The 17,575-nt window shown below is 63.7% G+C and carries 12 protein-coding genes; 9 read left to right on the top strand and 3 right to left on the bottom strand.

Annotated features, from left to right (window positions below; all coding sequences use genetic code 11):
• The first annotated feature begins 72 nt into the window (after window positions 1-72).
• From DN745_RS13270 to DN745_RS13230, 9 genes are all read left to right on the top strand, one after another.
• Window positions 73-1,770, top strand: coding sequence for a YncE family protein (locus DN745_RS13270; RefSeq protein ID WP_133621842.1), 1,698 nt, complete (start codon window positions 73-75; stop codon window positions 1,768-1,770).
• A gap of 98 nt (window positions 1,771-1,868) precedes the next feature.
• Window positions 1,869-4,013, top strand: a complete 2,145-nt coding sequence (locus tag DN745_RS13265; RefSeq protein WP_111335544.1) for a YncE family protein — start codon at window positions 1,869-1,871, stop codon at window positions 4,011-4,013.
• 102 nt (window positions 4,014-4,115) lie between these two features.
• Window positions 4,116-5,804, top strand: a complete 1,689-nt coding sequence (locus DN745_RS13260; protein ID WP_111335542.1) for a hypothetical protein — start codon at window positions 4,116-4,118, stop codon at window positions 5,802-5,804.
• Window positions 5,801-6,589 (top strand): hypothetical protein, encoded by a 789-nt coding sequence (locus tag DN745_RS13255; RefSeq protein ID WP_133621843.1) that lies wholly within the window; start codon window positions 5,801-5,803, stop codon window positions 6,587-6,589. The genes DN745_RS13260 and DN745_RS13255 overlap by 4 nt, the downstream gene beginning before the upstream one ends.
• Before the next feature lie 103 nt (window positions 6,590-6,692).
• Window positions 6,693-8,075 (top strand): carboxypeptidase-like regulatory domain-containing protein, encoded by a 1,383-nt coding sequence (locus DN745_RS13250; RefSeq protein WP_133621844.1) that lies wholly within the window; start codon window positions 6,693-6,695, stop codon window positions 8,073-8,075.
• Between the two features lie 176 nt (window positions 8,076-8,251).
• Window positions 8,252-8,770 carry a 1,2-dihydroxy-3-keto-5-methylthiopentene dioxygenase gene (locus DN745_RS13245; RefSeq protein WP_111335536.1) on the top strand — a complete coding sequence of 173 codons (519 nt, stop codon included), beginning with the start codon at window positions 8,252-8,254 and terminating at the stop codon, window positions 8,768-8,770.
• A 163-nt stretch (window positions 8,771-8,933) separates the two neighbouring features.
• Window positions 8,934-10,370, top strand: coding sequence for a hypothetical protein (locus DN745_RS13240; protein WP_133621845.1), 1,437 nt, complete (start codon window positions 8,934-8,936; stop codon window positions 10,368-10,370).
• 3 nt (window positions 10,371-10,373) lie between these two features.
• Complete coding sequence (locus DN745_RS13235) at window positions 10,374-11,543, top strand: hypothetical protein (protein WP_111335532.1); 1,170 nt, start codon at window positions 10,374-10,376, stop codon at window positions 11,541-11,543.
• A 61-nt stretch (window positions 11,544-11,604) separates the two neighbouring features.
• Window positions 11,605-12,075: a hypothetical protein gene (locus DN745_RS13230; protein ID WP_111335530.1), complete on the top strand. Its 471-nt coding sequence runs from the start codon at window positions 11,605-11,607 to the stop codon at window positions 12,073-12,075.
• Window positions 12,076-12,103: 28 nt separating this feature from the next.
• Here DN745_RS13230 and DN745_RS13225 read toward each other — a convergent pair whose 3' ends face one another.
• The 3 genes from DN745_RS13225 to DN745_RS13215 form a co-directional block, all read right to left on the bottom strand.
• Window positions 12,104-12,469: an Hpt domain-containing protein gene (locus DN745_RS13225; RefSeq protein ID WP_162687659.1), complete on the bottom strand. Its 366-nt coding sequence runs from the start codon at window positions 12,467-12,469 to the stop codon at window positions 12,104-12,106.
• 8 nt (window positions 12,470-12,477) lie between these two features.
• A complete protein-coding gene (locus DN745_RS13220) occupies window positions 12,478-15,726 on the bottom strand; it encodes a response regulator (protein ID WP_111335526.1) in 3,249 nt (1,082 codons plus the stop codon).
• Window positions 15,727-15,792: 66 nt separating this feature from the next.
• Window positions 15,793-17,442: a Glu/Leu/Phe/Val dehydrogenase dimerization domain-containing protein gene (locus DN745_RS13215; RefSeq protein WP_111335524.1), complete on the bottom strand. Its 1,650-nt coding sequence runs from the start codon at window positions 17,440-17,442 to the stop codon at window positions 15,793-15,795.
• Window positions 17,443-17,575: the final 133 nt, after the last annotated feature.

Genomic DNA, 17,575 nt, shown 5'->3' with positions numbered 1-17,575 from the left:
GAGCCGTCCCATTCATCAACGCCTTTGACTCGATTGATATATATTATGACCTCAAATTTGGGCATCAAACCAATGAGAACTCGCGCAGGACTTGTATTTCTGTTGCTCAGCCTCTGCCTGGGCAGCGCCTTTGCGACGGGGTGCGGCGACGATGATAGCGCGCCGTCGATGGAGGACTCCTATAATCCCTATCCCGAGGAGAATAATCGCAACGACGGCGATTATGACTCGGGCTACGAGCCGCCGATGGGCGAGCCGGATGACGAGTTCATTCCGGAGGAAGAGGAGTTTTTGGTGCGCGAGGTCGCCACGACCGCGGCCTATGTCTTCGTGCCGAATAGCTCGCCGGAGAGTAACACCGTCGCGCTGATCGACGGGCGAGATTATAGCATCCGGCCGATGCCGGTGGGCCGCGAGCCCACGGTGGTGCGCGCGGCCTCGGTCGAGGGCGCCGGAGACGTCGCCTACGTGCTGTGCGAGGGCGACGCGACCGTGGCGATTATTCGCGCCGACGAGGGCGCCCAGGACCCGGTCGACCAGGTCAACCTGTTGCGCGTGCCGCGCGAGGTCAACGCGCTGTCGCTGAGCCCCGACGGGCGCCATCTTCTGGCCTATATCGACCCGGAAAAACCGCTGCGCGCCGACAGCGGCGTGGCCTCGTTGCAGGCTGCAGCCCTGATTCGCCTGGGCGACACCCGCGCCGACGACCAGGTCTTCGACCTGTCGGTGACCCGCTCGGTGCGCGATATCGAGTTCACCGAGGACTCGGACCAGGCATTTATGGTCGGGCGTGAGGGCATCAACCGCATCTATCTGAATGAAATCGACGGCGACACCTTCGTCGCGCCGCTGCCCCTGGAGCTGTCCGGCTCGCTCTTTGCGCCCACCGACTTCGAAATCGAGGTGGACCCGGCCGGCGAATATCTCGTGGCGCGCAGCAGTGATTTTAGCGGCGTGGCGCTGTATCGCCCGCCCACCGACGCCTCCGAGGCGTCACTGCGATTCGTCGAGCTGTCGGCGATCCCGACCGACATCGACCTCTATACCCGCGAAGACGGCTCGCCGGCGTTGATCGCGACGCTGCGGGCGAGCGGGGAGGTCGCGCTGATCGACGTGAACGCGAGCCTCAGCGCGCCCGAGGACAGCCCGGCGGCGCCGCTGATTCTGCCGGTCGCAGAGATCAGCGCGGGCCTCGCGCTGCTGACCCCGACGGGCGACCAGGCGCTGCTCTACTCGACGCTGGTTGACCTGCCGACCCTCGGCATCCTCGACCTCGCCACCAGCAACCTGCGTAGCTTTGAGCTGCGAAATCGCATCCGAAGCGTGGCCATTTCGCCCGACGCGGCCACTGCGGTGGTGGTGCATAAAAAACGCGACGGCCAGCCGCCGGCGGACGCCGATCCGTTGACGTTTTTCCAATATAATCATGGGCTTACGCTGCTCGATATGGCGACCGGCTACCGCCGCCCGGTGCTGCTCGAAGGCGAGCCGGCCGACCTGGTGCTCACCCAGGACGCCGAGGACACCTCCTTTGTCTACGTGATGCAGCAATCCGACACGGCGGCGCACCGCGGCGTCACCCGCATCAACCTGAGCAATTACCGCACCGACTTCTTCAAGCTCGCCCGCCATCCCCAGCAGATGGGTCTGGTGGCCGGAAAAATCTTCGTCAGCCAGACCGCCTCCGAGGGGCGCATCACCTTCTTCGATGTGGACACGGGCGCCCAGCGCACGGTCAGCGGCTACGAGCTAAACGCGGGGATTAAATGAGTTCAAAATTGCGCAGGACGAATCAATTGGACGCAAATTTATCAAATAAAACGCCTCTTGTGAGAGACGCCCGAGCGGATGTCTCCAGGATAGGAAATATGACGAAATATAGGCGAAAATTCTCGAAATTAGGCACCGTCCTCGCGCTCGCCGCGCTGGTGGGCGCCGGGGCCTGCTCGTCGGATAGCGCGGGCGATTTTGCATCGGAGACCCCGAATACCGGCGGCGGCGGCGCTCAGAATAACGACTGGGGCTCCGGCGATGAGCAGGGCTCCTGGGACGCCGGGACCGGCGCGGACGACGATTTCGTGCCCGAGCAAGAGGAGGACTTCGAGTTCTCGGCGCCCGCGGTGGTCGGCGAGCAGGTCTATGTGGCCAACGAGACGCTGAACTCGGTGGCGGTGATCGACAGCCGAAACCTGTCGATCACCACGCGCCAGGTGGGCTTTCGCCCGACCGGTATCGTGGGGCCCGACGCCGAGCGCGCCGAGCCGAGCGACGACGCCCGGGTGATGGTGCTCAACGAGGGGTCGAACTCGGTCAGCATTTTGGAGACCGGCGACGCGGCGGTGAGCCCCGAGTCGGTTCACACCGTCAAGGTCATGGCCAACGCCAATCGGATCGCGATGGAGCCCACCGGCGAGAGCGCGGTGGTCTGGTACGACCCGGCCAGCGCCGAGGCGGGCGACGCGGCCGGCGATTTGTCGTCGGTGAGCGTGGTGCGAAACGGCAAATCCTTCCAGATCTCGGTCGGCTTCCATGTGCGCTCGGTGGCCTTTGATGACGCCGGAACCCGCGCGCTCATCCTCACCGACGACGGCTTAAGTGTCATCGAATTGGCCCAGGTCGACGGGGACTCCATCGCCTTGCCGATGCAGGTGGTGCCGGAGCAATTTAGCTCGACCCAGCCCGAGGACCTCGAGGTCCTGATGACCCGTGACGGCAAATGGGCCATCACGCGCAGCGCGACCTTTAGCGGCGTGGTGTTGATGGATATCGACGCCGACACGCTGCATTTTATGGCGCTGCCCGAGATTCCGACCGATATCGACCTGATCGAGGGCGATGAGCTCGAAGTGCTGATCATGCTGCGCAACGCCGGCAAGGCCGTGCGCGCGAGCGTCCCCGATGGATTCCGCGACGCGGCGGCGGCGCTTAACGTGGTCGTCGAGCCGGTCGTGCTCGGGTTTAGCCAAGATATTGGCTATGACGGCGGCGTGCCGGACGTGGGCTATGACGTCGGCGGACCTGATGTGGAATATGATATTGGTTTCCCCGACGATATCGGTGGGGATTGGGACGCTGGCGATGTCGGCTACCCCGATGACTCCGGTTATGAAGATGTCTACGACCCGGACGTCAGCTACCCCGTCGACTCGGGCTATCAGGATGTCTACGACCCCGACATCATTGAAGCCGATGGTGGCCCGGGTGAAGACCCCGACGCAGGTTGGCAGGGCGACGTCTCAAGCGGCAGCGGCGACGTCTTTGAGGGCGACGCCTCGGCCAATAGCGACGCGGGAAGCTCCGATGATGGCGCTGACTTCCCCACCGGCATCGACGGCTTCTCGGTGGTTGACCTGGTCGTCGATGGCATGGGCGCCGCGGTGGTCTCGGCCTCCGGCGACACCGCCTTGCTCTACTCCACCCTTAACCAGGAGAAGCGCGCGGTGCTCTATGACCTGAGCGCGGATTCGGGCGAGGACGCCCAGCGCGCCCTGGCCTTCGAGAAGGGCGTGCGCGGGGCGTTGTCTGACAAATCGGGCAACACCCTGCTGGTGTTCCATTCCAAGCTCGACGGCCCGGTGCCGCCGAACGCTTCGCCGGCCGACCCCGAGTATATCGAGCATAGCTGGGGGGTGTCGGTGGTGGACGTGGCCTCCAGCGCGACGCGCCTTGTCCTGAGCAAGAAGGAGCCGGGTCAGGCGGTGCTCTCGACCCCCGAGCTCGACGCGAACGGCGACGCCGCCGAGGACGCCAAGATCTTCATGATCTTCAAAGCCCCGCTGAGCGCCCAGGACTCCGATAGCGAGTATCGCGACGTGCTCACGGTCAATCTGCGCAGCTTCCGCACCGACAGCTTCCGCGTGCCGAGCGTGCCCGAAGGGCTCGGGCTCATCCGCGAGGCGGGGCGCGTCTATATCAGCCAGCGTCATCCGCAGGGGCGAATGACCTTCGTGGACGTGGTCAGCGAGAGTCGCCAGACCGTCACCGGCTACCAGCTCAACGCAGGCATCGAGTGATATTGGGGGCGATGTGTTGCCCGAACTCAACGCAACATCCAACGGATTATTATCTAATTGAGGTTATACAAAATGTTTGCACCTAAAAGATCACTGCGAAAAATGAAAAAGGCGCCGGGGCAGGCTCGCCCGGTCAGCGCGTCCTATAGCACCGCGATCGCGGCGCTGCTGGGCTGCGCGCTGCTCGGCAGCGCGCTGGTTGGCTGCGGCGACGATAATCCGCCTTCGGCGGCCTGGGACGAGAGCTGGACGGTCAGCGCGCCCCTGGTGGTCAACGGCGATATGTTCTTCGTCAACGAGACCATGGAGCAGGTCGTGCGCCTTCGCCCGACCCGAAATGGCGAGGATATTGGCCTCGAGGTTGAGCGCGCGCGCACCGGGGCGGACCCCGGCGTGCGCTCGCTTTCGGCCGATGAGTCGCAGCTCTTTGTGATCAACGAAGAGCGCGGAAAGCAGGGCGCGACGCTGAGCGTCTTCGACCTTGCGCAGGATAAGCTGGAGGCCAAGACGGTCGGTTTGGACAGCGCCTATGACCGCATGTCGGTCGACCCGGCCGGCGAGTTTTTGCTGCTGAGCTTCACCGGTGCGTCGGGCGATTTTATCGCGCGAAACCTCAACGAGCTGGGCATCGTGGACCTGCGCGACGGCATCAGCGGCGAGGAGCGCGCGACCTTCGAGACGCTCTCCAAGCGCGCGCGCGGCATAGAATTCGCGCCGCCTTTCGAGCTCGACGGCCAGGCCCAGCGCCTCGCCGTGGCCCTGTCGCCCAGCGCGGTGACCATCGTCGACCTGCTGGCCGAGGACGCGCCGAACCGCCTGCGTGAGGTGCCGCTGACCATCAGCGAGGCCGACCAGGTCAAGACCCCGGTGCAGGCGATCTTCGACGTGACCTCGGAGAACTCCCCGGAAGACGACGGCATGCCCAAATCGGTCAGCCTCTATCTGTTGACCTACCACGGCAATGACATCACGCGCGTGACGATTCAGCCGAGCATTCGCCCGGAGTCTGGCCGCAAATTCGACCTCAGCGTCAACCAGCTCGCCGGCGGCTCGAACCCGGTGCGCATGGAGTTGCTTGACCTGGGCGAGCAGGGCAATCGCCTGATCGTGGTGGACGGGTACTCCCCGCGTTTCACGATGATCGACGTGCAGACCGGTGAGAGCTCGACCTTCGACCTGCCGATGACCCGGGCTGCGACCGAGTTGATCGTCTACAAAGTGCTGGACGAGAGCGGCGCCGAGCCGGTGAGCCGGACGCGCATCTTGGCCTGGTCGCGCGAGTCGAACCTCGCCGCGGTGATCCGCCCGGAGAGCATCGCCATTGGCGACGAGACGCCGACGCTTGGGCGAAGCGTCGAGGCGCTTCGCCTGCAGGCCACCCCGAGCAGCGTCGAGCTCGACGAGGCATCCGGCGCCACCCGCGCCATCGTTCGCTACGGCGGCCTGGGCTCCGGCTTCACGGTTCTGGACCTGGACGCCAACCGCGCGGTGCCGATTCAGGGCGCCTCGCTCGGTTCGATCTATTTCGGCGAAAGCTACGCCTACGGCACCTTCCGCGGCCGCCCCTATATGGGCGTGTTCGACCTGAGCACCGGCCACCCGAGCACCTTCGAGCTGCCCTATGAGGGGTCGAATATCTACCTGGACGCCGACGACGAGCTCATCGTGGTCCAGCACACCGACCCCAGCGGCACCTTCACGCTGCTCAACGCGCTGACCCCGACCAAAGAGCACGCTAAAGTCTATAATAATGTCTTCTTCAAAGACCTTTTCTCGCAGGAATTGCCATGAATTTCTATAAATTAACTCCATCCGCACATCCCCTGTTGAGCGGACTTTTGGTCGGGACTGTCATGCTCGGCGCGACGCTGATGAGCGCGCCGGCGAGCGCGCAGGAGGCGGTGTCTGCCGAGCCTGCTGAGGCGACGATTAAGATGAGAGAGCCGACACCGACGCTCACCTGGTCCCAAGAGGACGCGATCATCATCAATATCCGCAGCGCCACCTATGACACGCCCGACGATAGCTTCGACGCCTTCGGCAGCGACGCGAATTATATGGCCGGCCAGATCGAGGTGGGCTATGACCTGGGGGCCATCCTGCTGCCGGGGCTGCGCGGCTACCTGATCTATTCGGGCGGCGGGTTCGAGAAACAGTCGCGCTTTAACGGCGCGTTGGACCTGGGATGGCGCCGCGACATGGTGATGGTCGCGGCCGATTATGGCCCCGAATTATGGGGGTTCTTCCGCCCCTCGTTGCGCCTGGGCGGTGGTTATTCGGTGCAGACCTTGGACACGACGATCGACGGTATTGAGCGCCAAGACCGGGGCCACGGCGCCGCAGGCTTCGGGGCGCTGAGCCTGGAGTTCTTTACCCCCAAGGGGTTTTTGAGCAACGTGCAGGTGGGCGTGGTCGTCGAAGCCGGCGGCCTGCTCCAGACCAACGCGACCTTCGATGAGATGGAGGTCGACGGCGGCGAGGACGACGGCTGGGCGCACGAGCAGACCAGCCTGGGCACCCTGAAGGCCAGCGGCAAATTCGTCACCGCGGGCGCCGAGGTCATCGTCAGCTTCTGATGAGGCTGCTTCGGGGGACGATTGGAGAGTACCGGGAGATTCTGTTATCGTGCGCGCTTGGTTGAATTACTAATATTAGACTGAGATGAATCTGATGGCATATATGACGAATCCCCGGTGCCTGCGCACCCTTGTTTTGCTCGGCAGCCTCTCCCTTTTTGCGGCTTGCAGCGACGACACCGCCGAGGTGTCGAAGTCGGTCGAATGCGCGAGCGGCGAATTTTATAACCAGCTAAACGGCCGCTGTGAGCTGCGCGGGCGAGACGATCTGCCGGGTAATCCCGGCGACCCGTCGGGGGACAATAACGACCCCGCGGACGCCGGCGCGCCGGGTGACTCGCCCGACGCCGTCGACCCGGCCGACGGCGGAGCGACGCCGCCTGATGCAGCGGCTGACGCGGGCGGTCACAACAATGATAGCGGCGACGCTTCCTCGAACCCCGATCCAGCCGAGTGCGGCCCGGGGGCGATCATCGGCAAGGCGTGCGCGCCCTCCGGCGCGGTGCTCTCGGGCGCGACGGTGACCCTGGAGGGCTTTGATTGCGACGGCCAGCCCTACTCGGTGAGCGCTGAGACCGACCGCGACGGCGAATACCAATTCGACGATGTCCCCGCCGGGCGCCACTCCATCACGGTGAGCATCGGCTCGTATAGCGGCGAGCAGGCGGTGCGCGTGCGCCCCGGCCATACCACCGATTTGAGCAGTGACTCGAAGGTGTGTTTGGACGCGGCCAATGTGCGCATCGCGGTTATTGAGGGCGCCTATGACAAGGTCGAGGGGCTGCTGGCCGACCTGCAGCTTAGCTACGATATTAAGGGGAACGACCAGCCCGGCGGCAGCCTTTTCTTCCCCACGGCGCCGGCCGAGTCGCTCGCGTTCTTGAGCGACCTCAACGCCATGCAGCAATACGATATTATCTTCATCAACTGCGGGCAGCTATGGGATAATTTTCAGCGCTACGCCAGCGGCTCGATGTCGACGGTTATCAATAATCTGGTCGCGTATTTGAACTCCGGGCGCAGCCTCTACGCGTCGGATTGGGCGCATCCTTTCGTCGAGACGGCGTTCCCCGGGATCATCGACTTTTATGGGGATGACGCCACGACCAACAGCGCGCGCTTTGGTTTTGCGCCCCAGACCGTCACCGCCAGCGTGTTGTCGCCCGGATTGCAGGCCACGCTCGGGCATAACACCACCAGCATTCATTTTCCGCATACCCCGCCCACCGTTTTGAATGACCATTGGGTGGTCGCCCAGGGCGCCGGCGCGCAGTCCACCGTGCATCTGCACGGGGATGTGCAGCTCTGCGAGTCCACCACCAGTTGCAGTCAGGGTGGGGCGATGCTCTCCGACGCGCCGCTGCTTATCTCGCACGTCACCCCCGGCGGCGGGACGGTTTTCTTTACCTCGTTTCATAACGAGAGCCAGGGCGGCATCAGCCAGGATATGGAGGAGATCCTTAAATTCTTGATCTTCCAACTTTAAGCGAATTTTTCGCTGACAGAATGGGTTAAGAGCCGTAGAGTTCGGGGCGCTCCCGCGCGCATCGCGTCGGGGGCGCGTGCGTTTCGATCGTTTTTATTTTATGCCGCGAGGCCGGCCTTGATCGCCGGTTCGCATAATTCGCGCGGCGAAATTCTATATACCGAAGGGAGTAACACATGGCAGAGATTCGTATTCATGGCAGCGACACGGTTTTGAGCGACCCGGCGAAGATCAAAGAATTTGTGGTGGGCTACGGCCTGGACTACGAAAATTGGAATATCGACAAATTGCACACCGAGGAGGCCAAAAACCTCAAGGCCGACAGCGAGCAGGAGCGCATCCTGGCGGTGTTCGCCGACGAAATCGCCACGCTTAAAGAGCGCGGAGGCTACCAGGCCGCCGACGTTATTTCGCTGAGCCCGGACACCCCGAACCTCGACGAATTGCTCGCCAAATTCGACAAAGAGCACGAGCATTCCGAGGACGAGGTGCGCTTCGTGGTGGACGGGCGCGGGGTGTTTACGATTCACACCCCGGACGATACGATTTTCGACGTCGAGGTCCACCCGGGCGACCTGCTCGTGGTGCCGGAGGGGACCTGGCATTGGTTCGACCTCTGCGAGGATAAGACCATCAAATGCATCCGGATCTTTACCTCCAAAGACGGCTGGGTCGCCGAGTATCGCGACGCCTAAGGCGCCGTGATTGGTTGGCGCGCGCGCACGATTAATTTAGCCTAACGTCAGGTTTTTTGTGGATTATCAGAGGGCATACGCATCGGTTTTGTGCAGGCTCGCCGCCCTGGCGTTGGGCGTTTCTTGGGTCGGGGCGCCGGGCCTCGTCCAGGCGCAAGACGCGTTGTCAGAAGATGTTTTTGGGCCGGACGCGACTGCTGAAGACGCGGTGCATATGCGCCTGAGCGAGGTTCGCCGCTACCAACTCCCCGATGGGTTGGCCCCCGGCGAGCTGAAGGTCGCATCCGGCGTCGACGGGCGCACGCTCTACGCGGCGACCACGGGCCTCGCCGCCGCCGAAGAGGGCGGCGTCCAGGAGGCAGCCTGCACCATCGTGGAGGCCCAGGAGGACGGGGCGCGCGCGATTTCGTTTCGCTTCCAGGATAAACCCACCGGATGCGTCGGGGTCATCGCGCATCCCGACGGCGGTTTTTTTGTGCGCGGCACACACCTGACGGTGCTCAATTTAGAGAGCGTGCCGGCCGAGCGGGGCGGCTTCACCGCGCGCATCGACGCCGCCGGGCGCGAGGTCTGGGCGCTCGCCGACCAGACCCTGCTTGAGGCGACGCGCGTCGCCGACGGCGGCACCGGCGAGTTTATGGGGCGCTATATCGGCGCGAGCCCGACGATGGCCTTCAACCCGCAGACCAACCGACTCTTGGCGTTTAGCAACGGCGAATTGTCGGCGGGCGATAGCCGTCGCCTCACTCAGGCGCACGTGATCGACGCGAACTCGGGCGAGTTGCGCACGAGCGGGTTGGGCTTCGGCATCCAGGATTCTGGCACGGTGTTGAAGACGGCGCTCTACCGCGCTGCCCAGAACGATTTTTTGATCCATTTTCAGACCGGCGCCGGCACCGATAACCCGTTTTTTAGCTATAATGGGCGCCGAAGCATCGACGCCTTCGAGCCGGCCGGCAAGCAGTGGCGCGAGCGGGACATCCCCGAGGTTGTGCTCTCGGCGGATCAATCTCTTTATATCCTCTCGCGCACGTCGAAGCGCCCCGACGCGGACGCTGAGGTGAGCGCGTATAACGCCCAGGGAAATCTGCTCTGGTCGGTGGTGTTGGCGCAGGATAGCGGGCCGACTTCGCCGGGGGCGGCCGAGAATATCTGGTTACTTAAAGATCATATCCTGGTCGGGTTTCCCGCGCCGATTGGCACCGCGTTGCGAGTGCTGGAGCGGGCGAGCGGCGAGCAGGTCGGCCAGGAGCGGCTCGGCGTGAACGTCGTCTTCGGGCAGATCGCCTATCAGATTCTTGGCATCGCTCAGGCTGCCCAGGCTAGCGCGAGCTTGATCAGCGCGGAGCCTCAGACCCGCATCATGCGCGAAGACCGTATTGAGATCTTGTCCGGCCCCCCGACGCCCAACGATGCGAATGATGCAGACGCTGGAGCGGGGGAACCCGGCGGGCCGCAGGGCTCGGGTGAGAGCGGCGGATGCGCGGTGGCCAAGGCCGACGCGCTCCCGCCGCTATCCGGGCTGAGCTTGGCCTTTGCAGTGTTGGTGTTTACCATCGCAAACCGTAGACGCACGAATTGTGTATATAGTGGAGAATAGGCAATGACAGAGTTTAGTCGAGAGCCGCTTGATTTAAGCGAAATTGACCCCAAACTTCATCGCCATGTGCAGGCCGACGCCGCGCCCAAGCTCAAGATGATGGCCGCCCGCGCGATGCTGCCGGCCCCGCCCGAGCAGATGGTGCGGGTCCTGTATCAATTGCAATTCGACGCGGACCGGGCCATCCAGACCGGCGCGCGCGACTCGCTCGCCCAGATGCCCGAAGCGGTGCTGGCGCCGGCGATTCAGAAGGCGACCCACCCCGGACTGCTGGATTGGGTGGGGCAAATCCACGCGCGAAACGACGCGATTGGCAAGGTCATCGCGATCAACCGGGCGACCGACGACCACACCATCGTCGGCCTTAGCGCGCACGCGGGCCGAGAACTCGCCGATATTATCGCCACCAACCAGGTGCGCGTGCTGCGGACCCCGGCGATTATCGAGGGGCTCTATAAGAACCCGGCGGTGAGCTCGGCCACCATCGACGCGCTTGTCGAATTGGCCCAGCGAAACCAGGTTGAGCTAAAGGGACTCCCCGGACTCAACGCCGCCCTGCGCTCGGGCAGCAACTTCCTGCAGGCCGAGCCCGGCGTGGACGACGCGGCCTTCTCGGCGCTGCTCTCCGAGGAGGTCAGCCTCGCCAAGGAGGAGGATGAGGAGGCCAAGAAAGTCGAGGAGATGGCCCAGAATTTAACGCGCTCCCAGATGGAGAAGATGCGGGAGAATTCCGGCGGCGAGGATGAGGACGAGGAACCCCGCGGAAACCTGATGTCGCAGCTCAACGCGATGTCGATTTCCCAGAAGATCCGCATGGCCACCGTCGGCAGCCACGCGGCTGTGAAGGTGCTGATCCGTGACCAGAATAAATTGGTCCATATGGCCGCGATTCGAAGCCCACGGGTCAAGTTGGCCGACGTGGCGAAATTTGCCTCGAATAAAGCGCTCCCCGACGGGGTTATTGAGTATATCGCGAATAATCGCGACTGGACTCAAAAATACGATATTATCAAGAACCTGGTGCACAATCCGAAGACGCCGCTGCGCGAGAGCCTGAAGTTTCTCAACCATATGCGCTCCAAGGATCTCCGGGATCTTGCGCGCAGCCGCAACGTGTCTCACCAGGTTTCGCGGGCGGCCAAGGCGCTGGCCAGCAAGCGAAGCGGCGTCTAATTTGCGTGGTTTTGACCGATTTTATTTATTGAATTTCGACTGACCTACGACCGAGATATTCATGCAGGAAAATCTTCCGCCCTGTGGCCTCTTTCGCACCACCGAACCGCTTGAAGGTAAGGAGCAATGGGTGCGCGCCGGAATGCTCGTGTATTTTCACAATCACTCCCAGCAAGGGCCACCGCTGGTTCTATTGCCGTCGGAGAACCACAATAACCGGTGGATTTTCCACGAAAAGGGCTACCTTATTCGGGACCTCGCCTACTCCGACACCCTCGAAGCGCTGAAGCCCGAGGGCTTCTATGTCCTGGAGGAGCCGATCTATTTGTCGCGCGAGGAGTTTATCCCCGAGCAGACCCTGGTTCAGCTGGGCTATAACCGAAGCGCCGATCCCATCCTATTTTTGGGCCAATACGAGGATAACGCGATCTATTTCCCCGACAGCGGACTTAAGTGCACGGTCGAGGTCTTCGACCTGCTGCGCGAAGTCGAGTTCCGCCTGCCCGGCCAGGATATCGACCACTATCACTGAGCCCATCGGGCCTGCCTCGCGCGCGGGCCTATTGTAGGCGCGTTTGCAGCTCGGGCAGCAGACGGTCGAGCTCGTCCTGCAGGTAGCGCAGGGCGTCCTCGGCGCCCGCGGTGGTCTCGTTTTTTCCCATTTCCGCCAGCCGGTCGGAGGCCTCGACCACGGGCTTTGCCCCAAAGATCGACGCCGAACCCTTCAGGGTATGCGCCGCCCGGTGCAGCGTGACGTAGTCCTGGCGCGCGACTCCTTGCTCGATTTCATCCATAATCTGGGGCCATTGTTGAATGAATATTTCGACTAATTCCACCAGCGTGTCCTGGCTGCCGGCGACGCGCTTGAGCGCTTCGTCCCAGTCGAGGGCGGGTTTGGGGGCGGGCGGTTGGGTATTCGGGTTCATCGTGGGCCTCATTGGGTTGGGGGATCGTTGGCGTCGGCTGAGTCTGAATTCGGCGCCGACTTGTCCATGACACGTTGAATGACCTGGTGGAGGGCGTCGGCTTTGAGCGGTTTGGCGATATAATCATCCATGCCGGCGTCCAGGCAGAGTTGGCGGTCGCCCTTCATCGCGTGGGCGGTCATGGCGATGATGGGGGTGTGCGAGGAGGTGCCCTCTTCGAGGCGCCGGATCGCTTTGGTCGCCTCGAAGCCGTTGAGATTCGGCATGCGCACGTCCATCAGGATAAGGTCGAATTTGGCGACCTCAAAAGCGTCGACGGCGCGCTGTCCGTCTTCGCAAAGGGTGATCTGGTGGCCCTGGGCTTCGATGACGCGACGAATCAGGTGTTGATTGACCGCGTCGTCTTCGGCGATGAGGATATTGAGCGCGCCCTCGTCGGGGTGCGGAAGCGCGCTGCTGGAGGCCGCCGCCGCGGGGGCATCGGGCAATTGGAGGCATTCGTGGATGGCCTCCCATAGCTTCGTTTGTTTGACCGGTTTGGTCAGGTTTCGCACGATCTTCAGGGTTTTGCTCTCCGCCAGGCTCAGCGAGCGCAACCCCGCCTCGCTCATCAGGATAATCGGTATTTGGCGCAGCTCGGGGTCTTGATGGATGCGCGCGGCGAGCTCGGTGCCGCGCATCTCGGGCATATTTTGGTCCAATAAGAGCAGGTCGAAACCCGCCCCCGAGCTCTGGGCATCGAGCAGCATATCCAGGGCCTGCGCGCCGGTCACGGCCACCTGGGTGCTCATCTTCCAGTGGGCGAGCAGGTCCTGGATCATCTGGGAGTTCATCAGACTGTCGTCGGCGATGAGCGCGCGTTTTCCGGCGGCGTCCGCCACCCTGATCCGCTCCTCTTCGGGCACCGCTTCGATCTGCAGGCTCAGGGTGAAGAGAAAGGTGCTGCCGACGCCGGGTTCGCTCTCGACCCAGATCTCACCCTCCATGGCGTGGACCAGGCGGGCGGCGATGGTCAGGCCGAGGCCGGTGCCCTGGCGCGAAGACTCGGCCAGCTCGATTTGTTGAAAGGCCTGGAAGATGCGCTCCTGTTCGGCCTCTTCGATGCCCGGGCCGGTGTCGGAGATGGCGAAGCGCAAGGCGATGGCGTCCTCGCTCTTCTCGAGGGTGTGAACCTCGACGTAGACCTGGCCGTGGTCGGTGAATTTGATGGCATTGCTGACCAGATTCTCCAGGATCTGGCGCATGCGCAGGCGGTCGCCGACCAGCAAGATATTCGGCATCTCCAGGGGCATGCGGTAGCCCAGGTCGATGCCCTTCTCGAAGGCATGCACCGACTGGGTGTGCAGCACCTGGACCAGCACGTCGCAGAGGCGAAAGCGGGTCTTCTCCAGGGTTAACTCCCCGGCCTCCATCTTCGACAGGTCGAGGATATCGTTGAGCAGGCGCAGCAAGGAGTTGGCGGACTGGTCGACCAGGTCGACATACTCGCGCTGGCGCGGGCTGAGGTCGGTCTCCAGGAGCAACTCGCTGAACCCGACGATGCCGTTCATGGGGGTGCGGATGTCGTGGCTCATATTGGCCAAAAACTCGCTCTTCGCCCGGTTCGCCTTCTCGGCGCGCTCCTTGGCCCGGCGCAGCTGCTCGCGGGATTGGGCGAGCTCGAAGAGCGAGCTTCGAAGCTTCTCTTCGTGCTGCACGCGCGCGGTAATATCTTCGGATATCCCAAGCAGATACAGGGGGTTGCCGTGCGAGTCGAAGATCGGGATCTTCTTGGTTTGCAGCAGAATCTCCGAGTCCTTGGTGACCAGCTTCTCGCTCTCGATATCGAGCATTTCCCCGCGCTTTAGCGCTTCCCGGTCGTTCTTGCGGTACGCCATGGCCTGCTCGGGGGGGAACAGGTCGATGTCGGTCTTGCCCAGGACCTCGCTGCGATGGCTATTGAGCAGGATTTCGCCGGCGCGGTTGATGCGTTGGTAGACCAGGGCGTCGGCCGTTTTAACGAAGATCATCAGCGGCAGATTTTCGACGATATCGTCCAGGAATTTCTCGGAATCCTCCAACTCCTGGGTGCGTATCTCAAGCTGGTAATGCGCCTTTTTGAGGTCATGGGTGGCGCGGTTGACCTCTTGCTGGATCCGGTCGGTGCGGGTGACCACCGAGATCGCGAGTCCCACCAGAAACACGGTGGCGATCAGGCCGCCGCCCAGCGCGATATTTGGCGCCGGGGTGCGCAGGCTGCTCAGGTAGCTTCGGGTGGGGTCGAACTCCAAAAACCAGCGCTGCCCGGGGACCTGGAGTGCGACGCGCTGGTGCTCGGAGTGTTGGTAGTCGGGCAGCGCGACCTCGATATCTTTGGGTGGCGTGGTCTCCGCCCAATGCAGGGAGTACAGCCGTTGGGCGCGGGTGCGCGACAGCGGGGCGAGCAGGCGGATATTGATCGCGGTCGGCGACTGCTCGCGCAGGGCGTCGTCGACGATCTCGTCCACGCTATAGATGACCGCGACCCAGCCGTGCAGGTTTTGGCGCCGCGAAGCAACCGTCTGGGCCGAGGCGCGGCTGGAGTAGATGGGTTGGAACCCCGCCACGAAGGTGCCGTTCTGGGGAACCGTAGGCAGCTTGATGGGCGAGCTCACCATGGCTTCGCCCCGGTCGCGCGACTGGGTGAGGGTCTTCTGGAGCGTGGGGATGCTGCTCAGGTCCAGCCCCAGCAGCCACTGCGGGGCGGTGTCGCGCAGCTCAACGAAGTCAATGGGGTAGTACGGCGTGGTTTTGGGCGGCGCGAGGTGTGGGCGCCCCTCGGCGTCGAGCACGCGTATCTGATAGCCCGAGGCGATATTCGCGCGGGCGTATTCGAGGTGTTTCTGGCGCTCAAATGGCTTAACGCGAGGCACCCAGAGCATGCCGTGAATGCTGCGCCGCCGCAGCACAAAGCCGCTATTGAACTCACGGAAGTCGCGCTGCGAGATGTCGGGGATCGCCAGATACAGCGCGTTGAGGGCGCGCAGCACGGCGAGTTGGTGGTCGAACTCGAATTGAATGGCTTTGGCCTGCTGTTGAGCGACGCTGCGGAATTCGCTGCGCACCATATCGTCGTCGCGCCCGTAGAGCCATTGCCAGGCCAGGGTGGTCACGCCCAGGCTGATGATGCCCACCAGGGTGGGGAGCAGCCAGTATTTGGCGCGCGCGCGCATCCGGGCGGGCATGGTCGCTTCCGCGGCGGCGTCGAGGCTTGTATGTGTGTGAGGGCCAGCGGGCATCGGGACTCCTGGCGGGCCAAAATTCGGGTGTCTTCGCGATTTAACGGGCGAAGGGGCGCTACGGGTTTATGGGAAGAGCCCCCTGGCCATCTTGGCCTGGGCGACGTGGCCGACCGCCTCGAGCATCGCGGCGCTGCGCAGGTCAACCGATTCGGCTTGGGCGCGTTGCCAGGTGCGCGCGAACGCCTCGTCGAGCAGGGCGAAGAGGCGCTGCTGCACTCTCGCCTCGGACCAGCGTTGTCGCTGGGCGTCCTGGAGCCATTCGAAATAGGAGGCGATGGTCACGCCGGCGGCCGCCAGCAGGTCGGGGACCACCAGGACGTCGCGCTCCTGGAGGATCTCGTCGGCGTCGGCGCTGGTGGGGCCGTTGGCGCCCTCGATGAGCACGCGGCATTGCAGGCGCGCGGCGTTCTCGGCGGTGACCTGGGCGCGGCGGGTCGCCGGCACCAGGAACTCGCAGTCGAGCTCCAAAAGTTTGGGGTGTGAGATGGGGTCGGCCTCGGAGAACCCGTGCATCGCGCCGGTTGAGTCCACCCAGGCGTAGAGGGCGTCGAGGTCGAGCCCGTCGGGGTTATGGAGCCCGCCGGAGGCGTCGCTCATCGCCACGACGCGCATCCCGCGCTCCTGCAGCGCCTGGGCCCCGTGGCGCCCGACGTGGCCGAAGCCCTGGATCACCGCGCGGGCGCCCTCGACCTCGATGTCTGCGTAGTCCGCGGCTTTGGCGCTGATATAGGCCATGGCGACCCCGCTCATCGTGTAGAAGCCGGGCAGCCCGCCGAGGACCTCGGGCTTGCCGGTCGCCACGCCCGCCACGGTATAGCCGCGCTGCTGGCTATAGGTGTCCATCGCCCAGCCCATCGCGTTCTCCTGGCCGGCCAGCCCCGGGGCGATGACGTCGCGCTCGGGGCCGATGACGTCGCATAATTCGAAGATAAATCGCCGGGTGACCCGCTGTAATTCGTCGTTGCTCAGCGTGCTGGGGTCGATGCGCACCCCGCCTTTTGCCCCGCCAAAGGGCAGGCGAAACAGCGCGCATTTCCAGGTCGCCAAAAACGCCAGCGCCGAGATATCTCCCAGGCTAAGGTCTTCGTGGTAGCGCATGCCCCCCAGGGTCGGGCCCATGGTGAGGAGGTGTTGGACCCGGTAGCCGAAGACGGTCTCGACCTGGTCGTATTCGTCGCGCCGGAAGGGGAAGCTGACCAGGCGGGTGCGCTGGGGGAAGAGCAGGCGCTGGCGCAGGTTGTCGTCGACCGCCAGCCATTGCGCGGCCTTCAAGAATTGCTGGTGCGCCAGGCGCAGCATCGGCGAGCTCCACTCGGTGGCGCGCACCCGGCTTCGCTCCAACACGTAGCGCACCGCGCGGTCGAGCCGGGCGGCGCTGAGCTTGTCTTTGAGCACATAGTCGTGGGCGCCGGCGCTCACCGCCCGCACCGCGGTCTCCATATCGTCGACCCCGGTGAGCACGATCACCGGCACCGTCGGCGCGCGGGCGCGCACCCGGGCCAAGGTCTCAAGGCCCTGGGTCTCCGGGAGCACCAGGTCCAGCAGGATGAGATCCACGCCGCCGCGCCGAATCCGCTCCTGGGCGGATTCCAGGTGCCCGTAGGATTCGATCACATGGGGGATGCGGCTGCCGGCCGCCATCAGGCGCTCGATAAGCCGGCGCTGCAACGGGTTATCCTCCACCAATACGATTGTGGTTTTTGTCTCCGACATGATTCGCCCGCGGCCCAGGAGTTGGATGTCCTGTGCGCGCGGGCTCTACTGACCGGTTCGTCGGGCGGCTATTGCCGAAGCCTCGCGCGCAGTGCAAGACACGCCGAAGCTAGGCACCCGCGCGGCCTTGGTA

Source organism: Bradymonas sediminis (assembly GCF_003258315.1).
In the GTDB taxonomy this organism is placed as follows: Bacteria; Myxococcota_A; Bradymonadia; order Bradymonadales; family Bradymonadaceae; genus Bradymonas; species Bradymonas sediminis.
This window is presented reverse-complemented; position numbering and strand designations above follow the sequence as displayed.